This window comes from Verrucomicrobium sp. GAS474 (assembly GCF_900105685.1).
Taxonomy (GTDB): domain Bacteria; phylum Verrucomicrobiota; class Verrucomicrobiia; order Methylacidiphilales; family GAS474; genus GAS474.
Genome location: NZ_LT629781.1, coordinates 2,357,959 through 2,378,255, shown reverse-complemented (window position 1 = coordinate 2,378,255; position 20,297 = coordinate 2,357,959). Strand labels below are relative to the sequence as shown.

At 65.9% G+C, this 20,297-nt stretch carries 16 protein-coding genes; 8 read left to right on the top strand and 8 right to left on the bottom strand.

What is annotated here, in order from left to right; genetic code table 11:
• Positions 1 to 27: 27 nt before the first annotated feature.
• Positions 28 to 948 carry a lipoyl synthase gene (gene lipA / locus BLU04_RS09880; RefSeq protein WP_093285311.1) on the bottom strand — a complete coding sequence of 307 codons (921 nt, stop codon included), beginning with the start codon at positions 946 to 948 and terminating at the stop codon, positions 28 to 30.
• A 139-nt stretch (positions 949 to 1,087) separates the two neighbouring features.
• A complete protein-coding gene (locus BLU04_RS09875) occupies positions 1,088 to 1,369 on the bottom strand; it encodes a hypothetical protein (RefSeq protein WP_093285308.1) in 282 nt (93 codons plus the stop codon).
• Positions 1,370 to 1,696: 327 nt separating this feature from the next.
• Here BLU04_RS09875 and BLU04_RS09870 point away from each other — a divergent pair, with 327 nt between their 5' ends.
• Entirely contained in the window at positions 1,697 to 2,083 is a 387-nt protein-coding gene (locus BLU04_RS09870; protein WP_093285305.1) for an Hsp20/alpha crystallin family protein, read from the top strand.
• An 89-nt stretch (positions 2,084 to 2,172) separates the two neighbouring features.
• Here the strand turns inward: BLU04_RS09870 and BLU04_RS09865 are convergent, their stop codons facing one another.
• Positions 2,173 to 4,107 carry a ShlB/FhaC/HecB family hemolysin secretion/activation protein gene (locus BLU04_RS09865; protein WP_157895260.1) on the bottom strand — a complete coding sequence of 645 codons (1,935 nt, stop codon included), beginning with the start codon at positions 4,105 to 4,107 and terminating at the stop codon, positions 2,173 to 2,175.
• Between the two features lie 236 nt (positions 4,108 to 4,343).
• Here BLU04_RS09865 and BLU04_RS09860 point away from each other — a divergent pair, with 236 nt between their 5' ends.
• Positions 4,344 to 6,569, top strand: coding sequence for an adenylate/guanylate cyclase domain-containing protein (locus BLU04_RS09860; protein ID WP_093285299.1), 2,226 nt, complete (start codon positions 4,344 to 4,346; stop codon positions 6,567 to 6,569).
• A 72-nt stretch (positions 6,570 to 6,641) separates the two neighbouring features.
• Here the strand turns inward: BLU04_RS09860 and BLU04_RS09855 are convergent, their stop codons facing one another.
• A complete protein-coding gene (locus BLU04_RS09855) occupies positions 6,642 to 7,271 on the bottom strand; it encodes a FecR family protein (protein ID WP_157895259.1) in 630 nt (209 codons plus the stop codon).
• Between the two features lie 113 nt (positions 7,272 to 7,384).
• On the opposite strand from BLU04_RS09855, the gene BLU04_RS09850 reads away from it, so the two are divergent.
• On the top strand, positions 7,385 to 7,726 hold the full coding sequence (locus tag BLU04_RS09850) for a YbjQ family protein (RefSeq protein ID WP_093285293.1): 342 nt from the start codon (positions 7,385 to 7,387) through the stop codon (positions 7,724 to 7,726).
• 87 nt (positions 7,727 to 7,813) lie between these two features.
• Here the strand turns inward: BLU04_RS09850 and BLU04_RS09845 are convergent, their stop codons facing one another.
• Positions 7,814 to 8,128, bottom strand: a complete 315-nt coding sequence (locus BLU04_RS09845) for a hypothetical protein (RefSeq protein WP_157895258.1) — start codon at positions 8,126 to 8,128, stop codon at positions 7,814 to 7,816.
• Positions 8,129 to 8,326: 198 nt separating this feature from the next.
• Between BLU04_RS09845 and BLU04_RS09840 the strand changes: the two genes are divergently transcribed.
• Complete coding sequence (locus BLU04_RS09840) at positions 8,327 to 9,412, top strand: CmpA/NrtA family ABC transporter substrate-binding protein (RefSeq protein WP_157895257.1); 1,086 nt, start codon at positions 8,327 to 8,329, stop codon at positions 9,410 to 9,412.
• A 6-nt stretch (positions 9,413 to 9,418) separates the two neighbouring features.
• On the opposite strand, the gene BLU04_RS09835 is transcribed toward BLU04_RS09840, so the two are convergent.
• A complete protein-coding gene (locus tag BLU04_RS09835) occupies positions 9,419 to 10,240 on the bottom strand; it encodes a DUF4410 domain-containing protein (protein WP_093285284.1) in 822 nt (273 codons plus the stop codon).
• A 142-nt stretch (positions 10,241 to 10,382) separates the two neighbouring features.
• Here BLU04_RS09835 and BLU04_RS09830 point away from each other — a divergent pair, with 142 nt between their 5' ends.
• On the top strand, positions 10,383 to 12,512 hold the full coding sequence (locus BLU04_RS09830) for a glycoside hydrolase N-terminal domain-containing protein (RefSeq protein ID WP_162274671.1): 2,130 nt from the start codon (positions 10,383 to 10,385) through the stop codon (positions 12,510 to 12,512).
• A gap of 18 nt (positions 12,513 to 12,530) precedes the next feature.
• Here the strand turns inward: BLU04_RS09830 and BLU04_RS09825 are convergent, their stop codons facing one another.
• A complete protein-coding gene (locus BLU04_RS09825) occupies positions 12,531 to 13,373 on the bottom strand; it encodes a chlorite dismutase family protein (RefSeq protein ID WP_093285279.1) in 843 nt (280 codons plus the stop codon).
• Positions 13,374 to 13,521: 148 nt separating this feature from the next.
• Here BLU04_RS09825 and BLU04_RS09820 point away from each other — a divergent pair, with 148 nt between their 5' ends.
• Positions 13,522 to 15,255 carry a 4-alpha-glucanotransferase gene (locus BLU04_RS09820; protein WP_093285276.1) on the top strand — a complete coding sequence of 578 codons (1,734 nt, stop codon included), beginning with the start codon at positions 13,522 to 13,524 and terminating at the stop codon, positions 15,253 to 15,255.
• Between the two features lie 7 nt (positions 15,256 to 15,262).
• Here the strand turns inward: BLU04_RS09820 and BLU04_RS09815 are convergent, their stop codons facing one another.
• Positions 15,263 to 16,168, bottom strand: a complete 906-nt coding sequence (locus tag BLU04_RS09815) for a hypothetical protein (protein WP_162274670.1) — start codon at positions 16,166 to 16,168, stop codon at positions 15,263 to 15,265.
• A gap of 42 nt (positions 16,169 to 16,210) precedes the next feature.
• Here BLU04_RS09815 and BLU04_RS09810 point away from each other — a divergent pair, with 42 nt between their 5' ends.
• Together BLU04_RS09810 and BLU04_RS09805 are read left to right on the top strand one after the other, a co-directional pair.
• Positions 16,211 to 17,212: a DNA glycosylase gene (locus BLU04_RS09810; RefSeq protein ID WP_162274669.1), complete on the top strand. Its 1,002-nt coding sequence runs from the start codon at positions 16,211 to 16,213 to the stop codon at positions 17,210 to 17,212.
• A 21-nt stretch (positions 17,213 to 17,233) separates the two neighbouring features.
• On the top strand, positions 17,234 to 20,284 hold the full coding sequence (locus tag BLU04_RS09805) for a DUF2723 domain-containing protein (RefSeq protein ID WP_093285269.1): 3,051 nt from the start codon (positions 17,234 to 17,236) through the stop codon (positions 20,282 to 20,284).
• The last annotated feature ends 13 nt before the right edge of the window (positions 20,285 to 20,297 follow it).

The window sequence follows — 20,297 nt, the reverse complement described above, 5'->3', positions numbered from 1 at the left end:
CGCGGGAAAAAGCGCTCCCTTGGAACGCTACAGCGTCAGCGGAGCGGGCAGCTCAACGCTGGTCGCATACCGGTCGGACTGCTCGTCGGCATGGTAGGAGCTGCGGACCATCGGACCCGACTCGACGACGCCGAAGCCGATCTCGAGGGCAAAGCGCTTCCATGAGGCGAACTCTTGCGGCGTGACCCAGCGGTCGAGGGGAAGGTGGTCCTTCGAGGGGCGGAGGTATTGGCCGAGGGTCAGGATGTCGACCTTGATCGCCGCGAGGTCGCGGAGCGTCTCCTCGATCTCGTGGGCCTCCTCGCCGATGCCGAGCATGATGCTGCACTTCGTCGTGAAACCCGCCGTCTTCGCCCGCTGGAGGAGTTCGAGCGTCCGCTCGTACTTCGCCTGGGGACGGACGGCCGATTGGAGGCGGCGGACCGTCTCGACATTGTGGTTCAGGATGTCGGGAACGGCGGAAAGAACCGTGTAGAGATCCTCCCAATGCCCCTTGAAATCGGGGATGAGGACCTCGATCTTCGTCTGCGGGCACTTCGCGCGGACCTGGCGGATCGTCTCGGCCCAGACCCCGGCGCCGCCGTCCTTCAATTCGTCGCGGGCCACCGAGGTGATGACGGCGTGGCGGAGATTCATCAGGGCGAGGCCCTCGGCGACGCGGCGCGGCTCGTCGAGATCGAGCTCGGTGGGGCGTCCCGTCTTCACGGCGCAGAAGCCGCAGCTCCGCGTGCAGATATCGCCGAGAATCATCACCGTCGCCGTACGGCGGCCCCAGCATTCGCCGAGGTTGGGGCACTGGGCGCTCTCGCAGACGGTGTGGAGGCGGTTCTCGCTGACGATCTTGCGGACTTCCTGGTACGTCTCCCCGGCGGGCACCTTGGCCCGGAGCCACGGGGGCTTCCGGTCGAGGGGAAAGGAGGCGGCTTCAGGTGCGGCAGCGGTTTCCATGGTGAAAGGCAGACCGAACCTTGCCCCAGAACGGGGCTTTTGTCATTCCCTTTTCCCCGGCCCTCCTTGGGAAGGCCGGGGGATCAGAGAGAATCGACTTGTCCCGGGCAGGCTCCGGCTTGCCTAGGACTCTATACGCTTAGCGATGGCCGCGGCCGTCATCCCAGCGGCCATGGTTCCAGACGCGATGATCCTCACGTCCGTGCCAATACTCGGGCCGAGGCCGTCCGACGATCCAGACCGCGCCGGGGGCGGGAGGATAATCGTAGTAGCCGTCGATCAGGTACCAGCGATTCCCGCGCAGCTCGTAATGAGGCTCGATCCAGACCGCGCCCGGGCCGGGGGGCGGGTAGGCCGCGACCAGCTGCGGCGGCGGGATCGGAGGCGGAGCCCCCCCGCCGATCGAAATGGAGAACCCCACGCTGGCTTGAGCTTTCCCTTGCGGAGCCAAGACCAGGATGCCAACCAACAAAGCCAGGGGGACAAGCCCTCCGGCCACAATGCGTTTCATATCTATAGGTACAGACGCCAGCAACCGAAACTCGTTTCATCTAAATAATGGAGTCATATTGTCACAAAATGAAGTGGCATGAGAAAAAGCGACATAATGATCCATCTCTGAAATGGAAATGAGCCATTGATTTTCAATCACTTACCCGTTTCTCAAAAGCGGCACGACTTAAGCAGCTACAATGACGAGGGTAAAAGCCCTCGAAAAGAGACGAAACAACCAACCGAGGCAAACATCATGAACTTGATTCCCTATCTCTCCAACCGCATCAACCGGAACCCCGCGAATGAACTCGCCGACCTGCTCGGCTGGGCCCATCCCGCTTCCGATTCCTTCCGGTTCCATGAGGACAAAGACAACTACTACGTCGCCCTCGATCTCCCGGGCGTCCGCAAGGAAGACCTCCAAATCGAGGCCGAAGGCGAGCGCCTGACGCTCACCGCCGAACGGAAGACCGGCTTCGGCGAGCAGAAGGAAGTGGCGACCATCCGCCGCGGCCTGACCCTGCCGGAAAGCATCGCCACCGATAAGATCGTCGCCGTGCTGGTCGACGGCGTCCTGACCCTGACCCTCCCCAAGAGGGAAGAGGCCAAGCCGAAGCATGTGAAGGTCAGCGTCAGCTAACCGAAACAGGAAGCCGAGCCGCCCCCAGGGCAACAAAAAGCCGGACAGCGATGTCCGGCTTTTTTGTCGTCCTCCCTGAGAGGGAAGACCTAGTAACTGAACGTGAGGCCGAGGTGGCCGCGCGATCCGTCATGATGGCGGAAGGCATAATCGACGCCGCTGTCGATCAGCTGCCAACCGTAGTCGAAGCGGACCGAGAAGTAGGGGTTGATATTGTAGCGGAAGCCCGCACCGGCGCTCCACAGATTGACGTTCGGATTCGTCGAGGGGGTGCTACGCAGCTGGGTCGAATCGGGGCGATACTGGGAGACGCCGCCGTAGTCGGTGAAGCCGAGGAGGGTGAAGCGGTCGGCGTCATAATCCTTCACGAAGAAACGACCGATGCTCCAGCCCGGGGTCCGGACTTCCCCGGAGAAGAAGTAGCCCTCGTCGCCGTTCGCCTCGCGCATTTCGTAGCCGCGCACCGTATCGTAGCCGCCGAGGCCCATCTGCTCGCCGCCGAGGAGGCGCTCGTTCGTCGCCTGGTAGGAACCCTTGAAGATGAAGGAGAAATCCTTCGGCAGCTTCTGCGTGCGGGAGAAGGAGAGGCGGTAGTAGACGAACTTCGAGCCGCTGGCATTCGCCGCCAGGTAATCGGGAGCCTTGTCGTGATTGAGCAGGCCGCCCGGGCTGTAGAAGACGCTGTTGCTGAGCGAGGTGACGCCGCCCGCGTCGCCAATGGAGAAGTTATATCCGGCGGAGAACTCCGAGACCTGAGTCGTCGGGCTGTTCTGGGGAATGAAGGTGCTGTTCACGAGGAGCTGCGAGGAGCTTTCCTTGAAATCGTAGCCGGAGACGAATTCGTGGGTGTAAATCTGGCCGAAGGGCTTCAGATCGGGGAGCGGCACCGTGTAGCGGAAGCCGACCTGCCAGGCATCGCCGCTCGACTGGTAGGGAAGATAGGCCGGGAAGCTCGCCTTCGAGTCGGCGTAGGTCCCGACGACGTTGATCACGTGATGCCAGGGAAGGAAGTGGGTGTAGGTCGCCGAATGGGCGCGGACGAGATGGAAGTCGTCGCTCGTCGTGTACTGGTAGTTGAACTGGTCGCCGATCCCGAAGGCATTGCCCCAGTTGAAACCGGCCTCGAGGCGGCCGTCGCCGGTCAGCGTGCTGCCCGTATCCTCGTAGCCCGTATAGACGCGGAACGGCATGCGGTCCTGGGTCTTCAGCACGATGTCGGTCGTCCCGGGCTCTTCGCCTGCCTGATAGACCAGGGTGCTCTGGAGGAAGGGATTGCGGTTCAGCCAGGCGACGTCGGAATTGATCGAGTCGGAGCGGAGCGGAGCGCCCTCAGGAGTCCGGATGTAGGAGATGAGGAGATCGTTCGGGAAGTACTTGTTCCCCTCGGTCAACACCTTGCCCCGCTTCGCCTGGCGGATGACGATCTGGACGACGTCGCCCTTCATGTCCTGCTCGGGGAGGTAGGGATCGATGAGCGGGCGGTCGCCCCGGCGGTAATAGAGAATGATGTCGCGGAGGAGCTCGTTGAGCTTCTGCATCGAGACCGGCTGGCCGAGGTAGCCCTGGAGCGAATCGACGAGGCCCTTCTTGTCGGCCTCGGAGAAATTCCCGTTGAAGTAGATCGTCCCCTCCCCGGTGGAGGACGAGGTCTCCGGCGTCGCGATGGCAGCGGCCGCTTCGGCGGGCGAGGCGGCGAGGCTCTTCTTCCCCTTGCTTCCCTGCGTCGAGGCGTCGCCCGTGCCCCGGGGCGACTTCTTCTTGGCAGCCGGCGCGGGAGCGGCGAGGGAGGGCGTCAGCGGCAGGTTCACCGAAGACCCGTTGAAAGCGGAGGCGTCCGAAATCCCGTCGGCCTTCACCGAGGCCGAATCGGTGAGGAGGACGATCCCCTTCAGCGCCGGGGCGATCTCGGTGTCGTCCCCTTCGGTGACCGGCACGGGCGCGTTGGCGGGCGGGGGCGGGAGGTTCGTTTGGGGGAGCTGCTTCGGGTGAAGATGCTCGAAATCCTGGGCCACGGCGTTCTGCACGACGGCAGAAAGGGAGAGGACAAGCGAGAGGAAAACTCCCTTTTTCAGAGAGCTGATACCCCGGATCGTCTTATTTAAGTTAGTCCCTTTCATCTAATGAAACCCTAGGAGGTTCTAGCTGTACCATTAGAAGTGACAAACATTTTCCTCACGAAAAATGATTTTTCCTTACTTCCGTTAAATAAAAGAGAGCCAACGCTTGTCTCCGCAAGGGAACCGGGATATTCCGGTAGGCCATGGGAACGGAAATCACGGCAGGGAAACTGAGCCGGCTCTGGAAATCGGCGAAGGACGGCAGCTATCACCTCCTCGCCCCGCCCCTGGCGCTCCTTCTCTTCATCGGCCTCCAGCAGATTCCCTTCTTCCTGGGGATCGAGAACAAGCTGATTGATATCCGATTCCAGCTCCGCCAGAAATACGATCCCCCCGCCAGCAAAGACCTCATCCTCGTCTCGGCCGACGAGCTTTCCATCCGCAACATCGGTTTCTGGCCTTGGCCGCGCAACGTCCACGGCACGTTCGTCGAGCTTCTGAAACAGGTGGAACCCGCCGTCATCAGCTGGGATATCCTCTTCACCGAGCCGAAGGTCGAAGAGGACAAGATCTTCGCCAAAGCCATCGCAGGCATCGCCGGGAGCACTCCGGTCGTCCTCGCCGCGAACATGGACGACGACCCTCGTCCCGTCGGCTATCCTCCCGACGTCCCCGGCCTCACCCTTCCCTTCACCAAAATCACCGGCGATCTCTCCAAGGTCGATTACAAGGACCCCGCCGCGAAGTTCCCCGTCCCCGCCCTCGCCAACGTCGCCTACACCGGCTTCGCCGATGCCCATCCCGATCCCACCGACGGCATGCGGCGCAGGCTCCCCCTCGTCGTCCGCGTCGGAGACAAGCTTTACCCCAGCCTCGTCACGCAGACCGTGATGCGATACTGGAAACTGAAGCCGAGCAACGTCGTCATCAACCTCGGCAAGAACGTCGAGTTCCGCACCGCCGATCCCGACCTCGACGTCGTCCGCGTCCCCATCAACGAGGCGGGGGAAGCATGGATCAACTACCGCAGCAAAAGCTCCTTCAAGGCCATCCCCTACACCAAGGTCGTCACTTTTCTGGCCGACATGCATTCGGACGGCATCCCCTGGCCGACCAAGTACCCCGCCTTGGACGGCAAGATCCTGATGGTGGGTGCCTCCGCCGAGGGCGCGACCGACCTGGGCCCCACACCCGTTGGCGCCGACATCAAGGGCTCCGTGAACAGCCCCCTCGTCATGGTTCACATGAACCTCATCGACAATATCCTGAAACAGGACTTCCTCACCCTCGTCCCCTGGTTCTGGGTCGTCCTCGGCTGGATTCCCGTCGCCTACGGCACCCTCTTCTACACGCGCAAGGCGTCGACGACCGTCGCCGTTCTCCTGCCGCTGGCGATCGGGGCGATCTATTCCGTCGCGATCTATGTCGTCTTCTGGAAGAAGAGCATCCTCTATCCGGCGTTCTGGCCGCTGGGGGCCTTCTTCCTGATCCACTTCGGTTCCATCGTCCTCCGGTGGCTCGAAGAGCAGGCGTCGAAGGAAGCGATCAAGGGGGTCTTCGGCTCCTTCGTTTCCGACAACGTCATGCAGCAGTTGCTGAAGAGCCCGGAGAACGTGAAGCTGGGCGGCGAGAGCAAGCCGGTGACGATCTTCTTCTCCGACATCCGCAGCTTCTCCACGTTCAGCGAAAACATGGGGGTCCAGGAACTCATCAGCCAGCTCAACGAGTACTTCGTCCGGATGGTCAACCGCGTCATCGTCAACGACGGCACCCTCCACAAGTTCATCGGCGACGCCGTCATGGCGGTCTGGGGCGACGTCCTCCCGAGCGACATCAAGGCCGACGCGAAGAAGGCGGTCCGCTCCGCCGTCGAGATGCGCGAGGAACTCATCGAGCTCAACAAGCTCCGCCGGGAGCGCGGCCTCTTCGACTTCCACATCGGGATGGGGCTGAACCACGGCACCGTCGTCGTCGGGAACATCGGGGCCGAAGGCCAGAAGCTCGAATTCACCGTCATCGGCGACGCGGTGAACCTCGCCTCCCGCCTCGAAGGCGTGACGAAGCAGTTCCATACCGACCTCGTCATCGGCGAATCGGTCCACGAACTCCTCGACGGGGAGTTCCGCCTCCGCAGCATCGGCCTCCTCGTCGTGAAGGGGAAGACGAAGCCGATCCGCGCCTACGAGGTCTTCGAGGAGAAAGCCGCCCCGAACGGAAGGACCGACGCCGCCTGGGTCGACCTCTACGAGAAGGGCTTCGACCTCTACCTCGAGCGGAAATTCACCGAGGCGATCGCCTGCTTCGAGGAGTGCCTGAAAACGGTGGCCGACGATTTCTGCACGCTTCAGTACCTGGAGGATGCGCGCAAGCTGCTGATCGATCCGCCGGACGAGAAGTGGAACGGCGTCCTGAAACTGGACAGCAAGTAAGCCGCTCCGGTTCGACGCAGAAACGAAAAAGGCGGGACCTGGGTCCCGCCTTTTTCGTCATCGGACGAAGCACTAGATCGCGGGCTTCTTCTCCGGCTGCGGCACGGGCGCGGCCTGATCGGCGTTCGCCTTGTCGACCGCCGTGGCAGGCTTGCCGTCCTTCGGCTTGTCATCCTTCTTGGCGACCTTCGCCGCGACGCCGACCTTGCCTTCGGCGACTTTCACGAACGACTGGCCGTTGACGACGGAGACGCCGTAGAAGGTTCCGCGGGCGGCCGCCGATCCCTGCGGGGTCTTGACGACGAAGTCGGTGACGTCGGGGGTGCTGTGGTCGATGAGGCAGCTGACGGTCCCGTTCTGGACGTCGACGGTCGCCTTCCGCTGGGAAATGCCGTCGGAGGTCTTGGCGAACTGGAGATTGTCGATCTTGATCGTCGTGTTTTCCTCGACGCGGACGCCGGTGCCGGGCGTGGTGACCAGGATCACGGAGGCGTCGGCGCCGGTCTTGATCGTCGTGCCGGAGGGGAGCTTCTGGCCGTCGGTCACCTTGGCGAAATCACCGCCGGGAAGGGCCGCCTGAACCGAGCCGGAGGGCTTCTTCGCTACGGCATCGACCGGAGCGGCCATGAGGCCGGCCGTGGCAACGGTGCCGCAGAGGCCCAAAATCAGGAGAAGGGCGATGCCCTTAGCCGTTCGTTTCAAAATCAAGTCGTTCATATAACCTCTTTCCTTTCCTGTGGAAGTCCCTTATGGAGCGAAGGCTAACGGATGAAAAGCCGTTTGTCATCCCCCGTTTTTGAGGCATCCTTTCCCTCATGGAACACGATCTGACGACCACCGCGACCGAACTCCCCGGCTACCGGATCACCGAAAACCTCGGCGTCGTCCGGGGCGTGGTCGTCCGCTCCCGCTCGGCCTTGGGGAACATCGGGGCCTCGATCCAGATGTTCTTCGGAGGAAACATCACCCTCCTGGAGAGCCTCTGCGAAAAGGCCCGCGAGGAGGCCCTCGAAAAGGCGCTGAAACACGCCAAGGCCCTGGGGGGCAATGCGGTGATCGGCCTCCGCTACGACGCCACGGAGATCATGGACGGGGCGACCGAAGTCCTCTGCTACGGCACCGCCGTGGTCGTCGAGACGATCGAGAATCGTCCCTGAAGCCTTCCTTGAAGCCCGCTTAAGGCCGCCTTTAGCCCAACAAAAAAGCCCCGTTTCCGGGGCTTTTTTTCGTATCGGATCGAAACCTTAGTTGGTCGGGGCCGGAGCGCCGCCCTGGACGTCGATATTCGTCTTGAGGGAAGCCGGGTTTCCCCACTGGACGAGGCTGTCGTCCTTGAAATAGAGATCGTAGATGTTGCCGTTGCCGTCCATGTATTCCCAGAGGGAGATGGTCTTGCCTTCGCTGTTCGGCTTCGTCGCCTTCACGATGTAGTCGCTGCCGAGGACCTGCTTCACCTGAGCCTGGGTCATGCCCTGCTGGAGCTTCTGAGAACGCTTCGTAATCGGCGTCGAGCAGGAGGCAAAAACAACGGCGATCGCCAGAAGAAGAATAGAGTGCATCCGATGCATGGAACGATTTCATAGCAGAAGACGGAAAAAGTGGAAGTAAGAAGTTCGATGACCTTCATTTACTCTCCTTTTACTGTTTTACTCTGAATCAATTTCATTCATTGCACGGGTCGAAACAATTCATTCATCAAGACGGTGGTAAGAGCGGAAGAGTGGCATACCTGTTGCTTATCACGAAACATGGCCCCGTTGGGATTCAAACCTGTCCGCAAAACCTCGCCCCGCGTCCGCTTCCCGACGCGGGTCCAGATCGGCTTCCTGCCGATGGTCGACGCGGCCCCGGTGATCGCGGCGAAGGAGATGGGGTTCTTCCGCAAGCACGGCCTCGAGGTGAGCCTCGTCCGGGAGGACGATTGGAAGATCCTCCAACACCGGATGGCCGACAAGGAGATCGACGCCGCCCACTCCCCCGTCGGGATGGGCTTCGGCCTGAAGCTCGGCGTCGGCGGCTACCTCCCCATGTCGGTCTTCACGGCCCTGGTCACCAATATCCACGGCAACGCCATCTTCTTTTCCCGTTCCCTCGTCGAGAAGGGCATCCGCCACGGCGCCGACCTCCTCCGGGCGATCCGGGACGGCCTCTTCGAGAGCCGGGGGAAGGAGACGGGCCTGGGCAAGCCGGTCTTCGGCTACGTCTCCCCTTTTTCCGCCCACTATTACGTCCTTCGCCGCTGGCTGGCGGCATCGGGCATCGATCCCCGGGACGGGGTCGTCTGGCGGTCGCTGCTGCCGAAGGAGATTCCCGCCGCCCTCCGGGACGGGGAGATCGACGGCTTCTGCCTGAGCGAGCCGTGGGGGACGATGGTCCAGGAAGCGGGAACGGCGGAACGGATCGCCCTCGGCTCCGACTTCTCCCCCGGCCATCCCGACAAGATCCTCCTGGTGCGCGGGGAGATGGCGGGAGGCCGCCGGGAGGAGCATCTGAGCCTCGTCGCCGCCGTCCTCGAGGCGTGCCGATGGTGCGATGCCCCCGAGAACCGGACCGAGATGGCCGATATCCTTTCCGAGCGGCCCTACCTCCACATGAAGAAAGCCTTCGTCGAGCAGCTCCTCCCCCCCGCGGAATCCCTTCCCGCCGCCCTCAGCTTCCACGCCCACGACGCCAACCGCCCCAGCCAGGACAAAGGGGCGTGGGTGCTGGGGGAGATGATCGCCGCCGGCGTCCTCCCCCCCGAACTGCGACAGGGGGCGAATTACCTCATCGACTCGGTCTTCCGCTCCGACCTCTTTGCCGAGGCCGAAAAGCTCTGCCCCCGGCAGGCGGTTTTGATCTAGAGCCTGTTATTTCCTTTTCGTCCCCGAGGCCGCATGGAGCGGGGACGTTCCCGCCTGTCCCGCATCGGAGGGCGGCTGGTCCCCCTCGACGGCTCCGGAGTCCTCCGCATCGAGGCGCTTCGCTTCCTTGACCGAGGTCCACGGGATCACGCCGCGCGAGGCGAGCTGCTCCGAGACATAGGCGGCGATCATCCGGGCCGTCCGGTTCCGGTCGTCGGAGAGCCCGGCGATGCTCCCCAGCCCGGCACTGGCGGGCATCGAGATCAGGTCGATCCCGATGAGGGCCCCCTTCATCGCCCCGCTGCCGCCCGAGGTGACAAAGGTGAGGAACGGCTTCATGCTGTCGGCGGCGAGGTCGTAGACCTGGACCTCGGTCTCGAACTTCGTCCCGCCGCTGCCGAAGCCGACCAGGGCCCGCAGCGCGCGGCTCCCCTGGTTGATCCGGGTGAAGCGGCCCGTGACCCACCATGCGGCCTGCGGGGCATGGGGCGGTTTCCCGGCGACGAGGAGGTTGCAAGGGGGGGCGGCCTCGATGTCGACGAGGCGCTGCGCCACGTCGCTCGCGAAGGCGGCGGAGAGGTCGGCCTTGAATTTCTCGAGTTCATCCCCCTCGCGGTCGACGTTCAACGCGCACCGCTCGAAGGTGAAGGGGGAGACGTAGAGAATCTTCGGCTTGGGGGCATCGGCTTTCGCCTTGCTCACGTCGGCCTCGCTGACCGGGGAGACGCCGACCGAGGCGCATCCGCCCAGCACCAGCGGAACGATCCACAACGGAACCACGACCGCCCGGGCAAGACCGCTTCCCACCGTGGCACCGAAGAAACGCATGGGAGTTCTTTCTACCCTCTTTCCGCAGGTTGTACAGCCCTTCTTTCAATCCCTTCCGGCAGGCAAAAGTATTGCCACCAACACCCCGCAGGCGCAGAGTCCTACAGGAATTTCATTCGAGATTCCTTCACCTTTTCCATTCATGGGACGCACGGAACGCATGGGATATTCGGGAGGGCCGGGCCGCTTCGGCCTCGCCGCGCTGGCGCTCTTTTCCTCCCTTCTCTCCCTTTCCGCCAGCGACCTCCTCCTCCGCTACGACGCCCCGGCCCCGGAGAAAGGGCCGCCGCTCCGCGACGCGATCCCCATCGGCAATGGCCGGATCGGGGCGCTGCTCGGCTGCGGGACGGGGAAGGACCGCCTCACCCTCTCCGAGAACAGCCTCTGGTCGGGCGCCACCGACAAGGACGAGAAGACGGCGCTCCACTTCCTCGGCGACCTCGCCGTCACCTTCCCCGGCCACGAGAGCGGGGCGGCGACCGATTACCGGAGCGCCCTCGACCTCGGCGACGGCCTCGTCCGGGTCGAGTACACGGCGGGGGGCGTCCATTACACGCGGGAGTACCTCGCCAACGCCCCGGCCAACGTCCTCGCCGTCCGCTACACCGCCGACAAGAACGGCGGGGGTGCCGAGACCGCCACCGTCGCGATCGCCGACTCCCACCAGGGGACCGTCACCGCCGACGGCAACCGCCTGACCGTCGCGGGAAAGCTGCCCAACGGGCTCCAATACGAATACCAGATCGTCGTCGCGAAGGAGGGCAAGGCCGGGACCGTCGCCCCCGGAACCGACAAGGCCTCCCTCGAGATCAAGGGATGCGACGCCTTCACCCTCCTCGTCGCGGCGGGAACCGATTACGCGATCGACCCCCTCGCCACGCCGCCCTTCCGCACCACCCCGCCCCATGACCGGGTGACGGCCTTCATGAACCGCGCCGCGGGCCGCCCCTGGAACGATATCCGCAACCAGCACCTCGACGACTACCACGCCTTCTTCAACCGCGTCTCCCTCCGCCTCGGCACCTCGACGCCCGAGCAACAGGCACTCCCGTCCGACGCGCGACGGATCGCCGCCGCAAAAACCTTCGATCCCGACCTGGAAGAACTCCTGTTCCAATACGGCCGCTACCTCCTGATCGCCTCCTCCCGGCCCGGCCCCGGCCCGAATCCGACCGGCCTCCCGGTGACCGCGCAGGGGCTCTGGAGCAGCACGAACGAGACGAGCCCCTCGACCTCCCACCTGAGCGGCGAGATCGAAACGTTCTACTGGCCCGCCGAGACCACGAACCTCGCCGAATGCCAGATGCCGTTCATCGACCTCGTCCGCAGCCAGCTCCCCGCGTGGCGGAAGGCGGCAGCCGAGGCGACCGACACGGGCTGGAAGACGGGCCGGGGCTTCGCGCTCCGCGCCTCGCACGACCTCTCCGGCGGCGAGTGGGGTCCGTGGAACCCGGTGGCGAACGCCTGGTATTGCCAGCTCTTCTGGGAACACTACGCCTTCACCCGCGACCTCGATTACCTCCGCAACCTCGCCTATCCGGTGCTGAAGGAGGCCTGCGAGTTCTGGGAGGACAATCTCAAGGCCCTGCCCGACGGGAAGCTCGCCGTCCTCCCCGAGGGCGACGCCCGGACCCAGGAGGCGGTCTGGGATCTCTTCACGAACTACCTCGAGGCGGCGCGACTCACCGGCAACGACGGCGACTACCGGAAAAAGATCGACGAGCTGCGCAAGAAACTCGTCGTCCCGGGGAGCGACGGCGCGCCGATCCGCGAAGTCTTCGGCCTCTATCCCGGCCACCGCCTCCAGGCCACCGCCAAATTCGAGCCGACCTTCCCGACCGGCCCCGCCTCGGCGAGCGAACCCCCTTCGGCCCCCTGGACCGCCCTGCTCCTTGCCCGCCTCGGCGACGGAAAGCGTGCCCACGAGGCGCTCCGCCCGTTGCTCCAGCCCGTCCCGGTGGGGCTTGACCTCGGCAGGAGCCTCGGCCTGACCGCCGCCGTCGCCGAGATGCTGGTGCAGAGCCAGAACGGGGAACTCGTCCTCCTCCCCGCGCTGCCGCCCGAATGGAAGGACGGCGAGGTGAAGGGCCTCCGGGCGCGGGGCGGCTTCGAGATCGACCTCGCTTGGAAGGACGGGAAGCTCCTTTCGGCCAACCTCCGCAACGCGGCGGGGAAGTCGTGCGCCGTCCGCTACGGGAAACAGAGCGCCGCCCTCTTCGTCCCGCCCTACGGCGGCGCGACCCTCGGTCCCGATCTCTCGCTGAGGAATTAGCGCGGGACCGGCGCGGGACTAAATCCCGACCCGTTCAAAAAGCGCCGCCGGGGCGAGGACGATGCCGTTGTAGAATTCGCCAAACTCGGCGTACCGCGCGCTCACCTCGTCGAAGCGCATCTCGTAGACGATCGCCTTGATCTCGTAGGGATCGTGGGCGAAGAGCGTGACGCCCCACTCCCAGTCGTCGAGGCCGGTCGAGCCGGTGATGATCTGGAGGATGCGGCCGGAGAACTTCCGTCCCGTCGTCGCGTGGGTCTTCATCAGCTCCTTCCGCGCGCCGTGGGGGAGGCTGAACCAATTCTGGTCGACGTTCCGCCGCTTCGACATCGGATAGAAGCTGATGAATTCCCAGGCCGGGATCGTCGGGTAGAGGCGGTCCTTGGCGTATTTCTCGATGCGGACCCGGAATTCGGCGATCTTCTTTATGTAATCCTCGGAGTCCTCGGCGAGGCCCTGCCCCTTCAACTCGGCGGCGTACTCCTCCTCGGAGGAGATGTACTCGCTCCGCTCCGTCATGGAGAAGAAGGTGTAGGCCGGGATGAGGACTCCCGCGCCGAGGGCGGCGGTGATCCGCTTCTCGGTCTCCTGGAGAACGTGGAGGTCGGCACCGACGAGCATGAAGCCGAAGTCGGCTCGCGCCACCACGGCGAAGGAGGTCGCCTGGTAGCCTTCCCTCGCCTTCAGGCCGTCGAGGAGCGCCGTCAGCCGCTCCTTCCCCGCCCGCTGCTCGTCGGGGGCCAGGACGTTCCAGCCCTCGCGGTTGAGATGGTAGAAAAGATGGAGGACGAAAACCCCTTCCTTCGGGGTCATCGGTTTCAACTCGGAAGAGGGAGCGGGGGCGGTCGGCGCTTGGGACATGCCGACAGGTTATCCCGCTTCCCCCCGGGCGCAATTCTCCAATTCAATCGGGTTAATCGAAATTGCCGCAGCCGGGGTTTCCCCGGTTCCCTCATTGAAATCCCCCGATGTGGTGCCATACTCGTTAGACTCTCCTCCCCCCACCCCCATGTTTTCCAGCACCACCTCGAAATCGGCCGGCCTCCTCATCCCCGTCTTTGCCCTGAGGGAGGAGGGCGGCGGCGAAGTCGGGGAGCTGGGGATCGGCGACGCCGTCTCGATGCGCTCGGCCATCGACTTCTGCGCGGCCCAGAAATTCCGCATCCTCCAGATCCTCCCGGTGAACGAGACCGGCGGCGACAACAGCCCGTACAACGCGATCAGCTCCGTCGCCCTCGATCCGGCGCTCCTCCGCCTCTCCCCCGCCGAGGTGCCCGGCCTCCTCCCCCTCCACCTCCAGGCCGTCGCCCCCGAGGCGACCCGCTGGGAACTCGCCGGCCCCTTCGTCGACTATCCCCACGTGAAGCGGATCAAGCTCGGCCTCCTCAGCCTCGCCCACGCGGAGTTCCTCGCCAACGGCACGGCGGCGCAGAAGGCCGAGTTCGACACGTTCCGCCACGACAACGAGGCGTGGCTCGATCCCTACACCCTCTTCCGCACCCTCCTCGACCTCCATCACGGCGACGCCCGCTGGCCCCTCTGGAACGAGGGGATCCGGACCCCCGCCGCCGCGAAGGCGTGGATCGGCACCCTCTCCGCGGCGGAGAAGGCGAACGTCGCCCGGGACCGCAGCTTCCACGCCTACGTCCAGTGGATCGCCTACGCCCAGTGGGAGAAGACGAAGTTCCATGCGGACAAGGCGGGCGTCGAGCTGATGGGGGACATCCCGTTCGGCGTCAGCCGCTACAGCGCCGACGTCTGGGCCGACCAGGAGCTCTTCGACCTCGACTGGTCGGGCGGCGCCCCGCCGGAACGCTTCTTCCAGACCGACCAGTTCACCGCCCGCTGGGGCCAGAACTGGGGCATCCCCCTCTACGCGTGGGACCGCCACGAGGCGCGGGACTTCGACTGGTGGCGGCAGCGCGTCGCCCTCACCTGCCGCGTCTTCCACGCCTTCCGCATCGACCACGTCCTCGGCTTCTTCCGCATCTACTCCTTCCCCTGGGTGCCGGAGCGCAATGCCGAGTTCACCGACCTCTCCGAGGCCGAGGCGGCGGAGAAGACCGGCGGCCGCCTGCCCCAGTTCCTCCCCCGTCCCGACGCGCCCGAGGAGAACGCCCTCCTCAACGCCGAGGAGGGGTTCCACCTCCTCTCGGTGATCCTCGAGGCGGCGAAGCAGGCGAAGAACGCGCGCGTGATCGCCGAGGACCTCGGCGTCGTCCCCGACTACGTCCGCCCGCTCCTCCACAACCTCGGGATCGCCGGCTTCACCATCCCCCACTTCGAGCGGGTCTCCGACGAGGACCGCTCCCTCAAGCGCCAGTCGACCTACCCCCCGATCAACCTCGTCACCTACGCGACCCACGACCACCAGCCGCTGGCGACGCTCTACACCGACATGGTCGCCCACTGGACGGGACCGGACGGCGACGAGGGCTGGCGGGAGATCAGCCGCCTGGCCGAGTGGCTGGGGATGGACCCGATCGAGATGCCGCGCACCTTCACGCCGCAGCTCCATGCCCGCTTCATGGAGGTCCTCCTCCAGACGCCCTGCTGGCTCGCGGTCTTCATGATCACCGACCTCTTCGGCAGCCGCCAACGCTTCAACGAACCCGGCTCGAGCGGGGCGAGCAACTGGAGCCAGCGCCTCGACCGCTCCCTCTCCGCCTACCGGGACGATCCCGATTCGGGCGCCCGCATCGCCGCCTGCACCCGGCTGATCTCCGCGACGGGCCGGGGCTAAAGTTCGCTTACTCGCCCTTCTTCTTCGGCCCCGCCGTCCGGGCAGGGGCCGTCGGCGCGGCGGATGTCGCCCCGGCACTCGTCGAGGCGGGCGCGGCGGGTGTCGTTGCTGCCGCCGAGGAGGGGACGGGGACGAGGGAAAGGGCTTTCACCGGTGTCTGGACGTCGAAGGTCCGCTCCACCTGGTTGAAGATCCCCTGGACGGGTAATCCGTTCGCCCCGAGGAGCTCGACCATCAGGGTGTAGCGGCCTGCCTTCAGGTCGTTCCAGACTATCTTCTTCCCCACGGGGACCGTCGTGTCCCGGTGATTGAGGCGGTAATGGATCAGGCATTCGGAGGCCCCCTCCCCCTGGACGAGGAAATCGAGGGCCAGCTTCGCCGAGGGGAGGCCGAGTTTCCCCGCCTCCTCGGTGAAGAGCGTCCCCCCGGCGGGATCGTTCACCGTCAGCCACGGCGTCCCCGGGACGAGGGCGTTCTGGAAATCGCGGCGGTGGACGAAGAAGCGCGAGGAGGCGAAGGCCTCGCCGTTCCCGAGCATCCGTCCCTCCCCGTCGATGGCGTAGACGCGGAGGAAATGGCCCCCTTCGGTGAGGTTCGGCAGGCCGAGGGGGACCGCCGGGTCGTCGATGTCGATCGGGGCCTGGTTGTCGAGGATCACCCGCAGCGGGGCGCACCCGGCGGGGACGGGGGGCAGATGGTCGACCCCGACGCTGACGAGGGTCGCCGCCCCCTCGACCACCGCCTCGTTTTCCGGGGAAAGGATCTCGACCCGGGGCGGAAGCGCATGGGAGAGCGGCTGGCCTGAATTCAGGCTTTGGCTTTGACCGGAGGCCGGGTTTGCCGGAACGTCTTCGGCATGGGCAAGGGTAAGAGCGGTCAGACCAAGAGCGAGGGCAAGAACACCGAGCGCCAAGGCACGCGTCGCCGGGGAACTTCCTCCGCACAAAGCCAGGCGATGACGCATCACGCCGCACAGAGTGTCCCAACGAACCCCCTTCGGTCAACCCCCGCCCTGCCCGCCCTCGACGGCCTTCCCGACTGGCCCCTCGTCCTTACCCTTCCCGCCACGTTCCTCGATCCCCTCGCGACGCTCCGCTGCGGGCAGGCCTTCTGCTGGTCGGCCGTCACGGTGGGGGGAAAGCGGGTCTGGCGCGGCATGTCGGGACCCCATCCCTTCCTCCTCGTCGAGGGGGAGAAGGAGCACACCGTCCACAGCCCGACCGCCACCCCCGCCGCAGCGGCCCGCTACTTCAACCACGGCCTCGACGTCGAAGCCCTCCTCGCCTCCTTCCCCGACGATCCGTGGATGGCCCGCGCCCTCGCCTATTGCGGCGGCATGCGGATCGTCCGGCAGGAGGCGTGGGAAACCCTCGCCACCTTCATCTGCTCCGCCGTGAAGCAGGTCCCCCAGATCGAGGCGATCCACATGGACCTCCGCCGCACCTTCGGCGCCGAGGTCGCTCCCGGCTTCCACGCCTTCCCCACGCCCGCCGCCCTCGCCGCCGCCGGAGAGGAGGCGCTCCGCCGCTGCCGCCTCGGCTTCCGCGCGAAGGGGCTCCACGGCACCGCCGTCGCCGTCGCCGCCGGGAAGGTCGACCTCGCCGCGCTCGAACACCTCCCCACCGACGAGGCCCGCGCCCGATTGGTGACCCTCCCCGGCGTCGGCCCGAAGATCGCCGACTGCGTCCTCCTCTTCGGCTACGGCCGCCCCGAGGCCTTCCCCATCGACGTCTGGGTCGAGCGCATCCTCCGCCGCCTCTATTTCCGGGGGAAAAAGCTCCCGTCGAAGGAGCGGCTCCAACGCTTCGCCGAGACCCACTTCGGCCCGTGGCGCGGCCACGCCCAGCAATACCTCTTCCACTGGGTCCGCACCGCCCGCCCGCCCGAGGCGATGGACCCGCCGAAAAAGAAAGCGCCAAAAAAGAAATCGAAGCCGAAGAAAAGCCGATTACACTAAAAGCCCTCCTCGCTCCTTAGTGTGAATACCCCCCCCTTCCCGCTCCGTCTCGGTGGACGCCTCTTCCTTCTCTCCATTCCCCTCACCGCCGGGTTGATCGTCTTCCTCTCCGCCTTCGCCACCTACGTCTACACCCTCGCCCCCAGCGTCACGCTCGAGGACTCGGGGGAACTCCTCACCGCCGCCGTCACCCTCGGCGTCCCCCACTCCCCCGGCTATCCGCTCTGGACGACCCTCGCCCACCTCTTCTCCGCCCTCATCCCCTTCGGCAACGTCGCCTGGCGGGTCCATCTCTCCTCGGCCCTCTTCGGCGCGGCGGCCAGCGGGATGGTGGCGTGGCTCGTCGCCGATTCGGTGAAGTGGCTCTGCGGCGGGCGCGACGCCGAGGCGCAGCTCCCGCCCCGGCTCCTTCCCCTCGCCTCGGGCCTCGCGGCGGGCCTCACCATCGCCTTCAGCGACGTCATGTGGACCCAGTCGGTGATCGCCGAGGTCTACCCCCTCAACGCCCTCCTCCTCCTCGGCATCCTGATCTCCTTCTATCGCTGGTGCCAGGCCCCGGAGCGGACGGGCTGGCTCCTCGCCACCCTCTTCTCCTTCGCCTTCGGCCTCTCGAACCATCACGGCCTCCTGATGCTGATGTTCGTCTTCCCCCTCGCCGTCTGGCGGACCCGCCCCGGCTTCCTCCTCGATTTCCTCGTCGCCTACCTCTTCATCGGCGGAGCCGTCCTCGCCGGCCTCGCCTGGCTCTCCGCCGACCCCCTCCTCCAGAAGAGCGCCCAACGCTTCGAGTTCCTCCTCCTTGCCCTCGTCGTCGCCATCGCCCTCTGGCGCGGGGCGCTCCGGAACGAGCGGCGGAGCGTGCCGCGCCTCGTCCTCGGCGCGCTTTCCGGGGTCCTCCCCGCCGCCGTCGTCGCGTGGGGGCTGGGCGGCTGGTTCGAGCTCCAGACGACGAGCGGGGCGGTCCTCCTCGGCCTCTTCGCCCTCGTCGGCGGCGCGATCGCCCTCTCCCGGCTCGACTGGGGCTTCATCGTGAAGGCCCTCTTCCTCGTCGGCCTCGGCCTCCTTCCCTACCTCGTCATGCCCCTCTACTCCTCGACGAATCCGCCGATGAACTGGAGCTACGCGCGGGAGACCTCGGGCTTCTTCCACGCCGTCAGCCGGGGCCAGTACGCCGACAACCTGACGAACCTGATCGAGACAAGCATCGGCCCCATCGTCGGCACCGCCGCCCCCGCCGAGGTCGCCGAGACCGACGTCGCCCCGAAGGAGAGCCGCCTCTTCCTGACGGCAAAGTCGGTCGTCCCCTACTTCGAGGGCCTCGTCGACAACTTCACCCTCCCCCTCTGCCTCCTCGCCTTCCTCAGCCTCTTCCTCTTCGGCGACCTCGCCCCCGGCCCCCGGCGGTGGCTCTTCTTCCTCGGCGTCGCCTTCCTCTTCCTCTCCTTCTTCCTCACCCTCATGGCCCCGCCCCCGGCCTGGGACAAGCTGACGTGGAAGATCCGCCGGGAGTTCTACCTTCCCGCCCATTGCATCTTCGCCATCGCGATGGGCTACGGCGTCGCCGGGGGGATCCTCGCCCTGCGCCGCTATTCCCCCGACCTCCCGGTCTCCCTCTACGCGCTCGCCCCCCTCCTCGGCCTCCTGCCCTTCGGGACGAATTACGCGACCTCGACCCAGCGGGGCCACTGGTTCGGCTGGGAATACGGGACCGAGATGCTCCGCCCGCTCGAGAAGGGGGCCGTCGTCTTCGGCGGGACCGATCCGGGCCGCTTCGTCCCCACCTTCATGATCTTCTGCGAGAGCAGGGAACCCGCCCGCTGGAAGCGCGATCCCTCCTTCGACCGCTCCGACCTCTACCTCATCACCCAGAACGCCCTCGCCGACGGCTGGTACCTCCGCTACCTCGCCGACCAATACGACGTCGGCGAGCGGATCACGAAATACGACGCCTTCGAGAAATGGCTCGGCCGCGACCGCGCCTACCCCGCCGAGGGCCTCCGGATGCCGACGCTGGAAGACCTGACGAACTCGATGGACTCGGCCCTCCGCGCGAAGCGGCCGATGCAGGAACAGGCCTTCCAGACGAACTCCGACCTCTCCCGCCTCCTCTTCGAGCGGAACAAGGACCGCCACGCCTTCTACGTCGAGGAAAGCTTCCCGATCCTCTGGATGTATCCCCGCCTCGTCCCTGCCGGGCTCATCCTCAAGATCGAGAGTACCCCCCTCGCCGCGATCCCGCCCGAGGCGATCGCCCGGGACCGCGCCTATTGGAAGGCCCTCGTCGCCCGCTTCCTCGCCGATCCCGCCTTCCTCGACGACGACGACGCGCGCGTATCCTTCTCCAAGCTCCGCCTCTCCATCGGGAACGCCTACGCCTACCGCCACCTGACCGAGGAGACCCTCGAGGCCTACGACGAGGCCCTCCAGCTTTCCCCCTTCATGCCCGAGGCCGTCATCCGCAAGGTCTGCTTCCTCCTCTCCGTCGACCGCTTCGACGAGGCCGAGGCCCTGACCCGCGCCGCGATGCTCGACGACCCCCGGAGCGCCGAGTTCGAGAAACTCCCCATCCGCATCGCCGTCTTCCGCAAGCTGGCCGCGCAGGAACGGATCGACCTCGCCGCCATCGCGGCGAACCCCCGTTCCCCCGACCCGGCCCCCTACAACCGGCTCTTCTCCGCCTACATCACCCGGCAAAAGATGCCCGAGGCCGCCACCCTCCTCGGCCAGATCCTCGCCCGGGAAAGCCTTTCCCCCCAGGATCTCGCCACGTTCTCCCGTCCCTTCGTCGACTCGGGCGAGGCCTACCTCATCGAGCCGATCGTCGCCGCCCAGGCCCGCCTCCACCCCGGCGACATCTCCCTCCGCTACCAGGCCGCCGCCATCCACGCCAACGCCCAGCATCCCGAGGAAGCCTTCCGCGACCTCGCCGCCGCCCTGGCGATGAAGGGAGGCGACACGCCGATCCGCGCCGCCCTCACCGATGATCCGGCCTGGGACCCCTACCGCGAGACCCCCGCCTTCCAAAGCATCGCCCTCCCCGCCGCCCCTCCCTCCCCCCAACCCACGCGCTAAGTTCCGCCCCGCC

Coding starts and splice junctions, on each gene's coding strand:
- BLU04_RS09870 (WP_093285305.1), top strand. CDS start 1,697: ATGAACTTGATTCCCTATCTCTCCAACCGCATCAACCGGAACCCCGCG.
- BLU04_RS09825 (WP_093285279.1), bottom strand. CDS start 13,373: ATGTCCCAAGCGCCGACCGCCCCCGCTCCCTCTTCCGAGTTGAAACCG.
- BLU04_RS09830 (WP_162274671.1), top strand. CDS start 10,383: ATGGGACGCACGGAACGCATGGGATATTCGGGAGGGCCGGGCCGCTTC.
- BLU04_RS09860 (WP_093285299.1), top strand. CDS start 4,344: ATGGGAACGGAAATCACGGCAGGGAAACTGAGCCGGCTCTGGAAATCG.
- lipA (WP_093285311.1), bottom strand. CDS start 948: ATGGAAACCGCTGCCGCACCTGAAGCCGCCTCCTTTCCCCTCGACCGG.
- BLU04_RS09835 (WP_093285284.1), bottom strand. CDS start 10,240: ATGCGTTTCTTCGGTGCCACGGTGGGAAGCGGTCTTGCCCGGGCGGTC.
- BLU04_RS09820 (WP_093285276.1), top strand. CDS start 13,522: ATGTTTTCCAGCACCACCTCGAAATCGGCCGGCCTCCTCATCCCCGTC.
- BLU04_RS09810 (WP_162274669.1), top strand. CDS start 16,211: ATGACGCATCACGCCGCACAGAGTGTCCCAACGAACCCCCTTCGGTCA.
- BLU04_RS09850 (WP_093285293.1), top strand. CDS start 7,385: ATGGAACACGATCTGACGACCACCGCGACCGAACTCCCCGGCTACCGG.
- BLU04_RS09845 (WP_157895258.1), bottom strand. CDS start 8,128: ATGCACTCTATTCTTCTTCTGGCGATCGCCGTTGTTTTTGCCTCCTGC.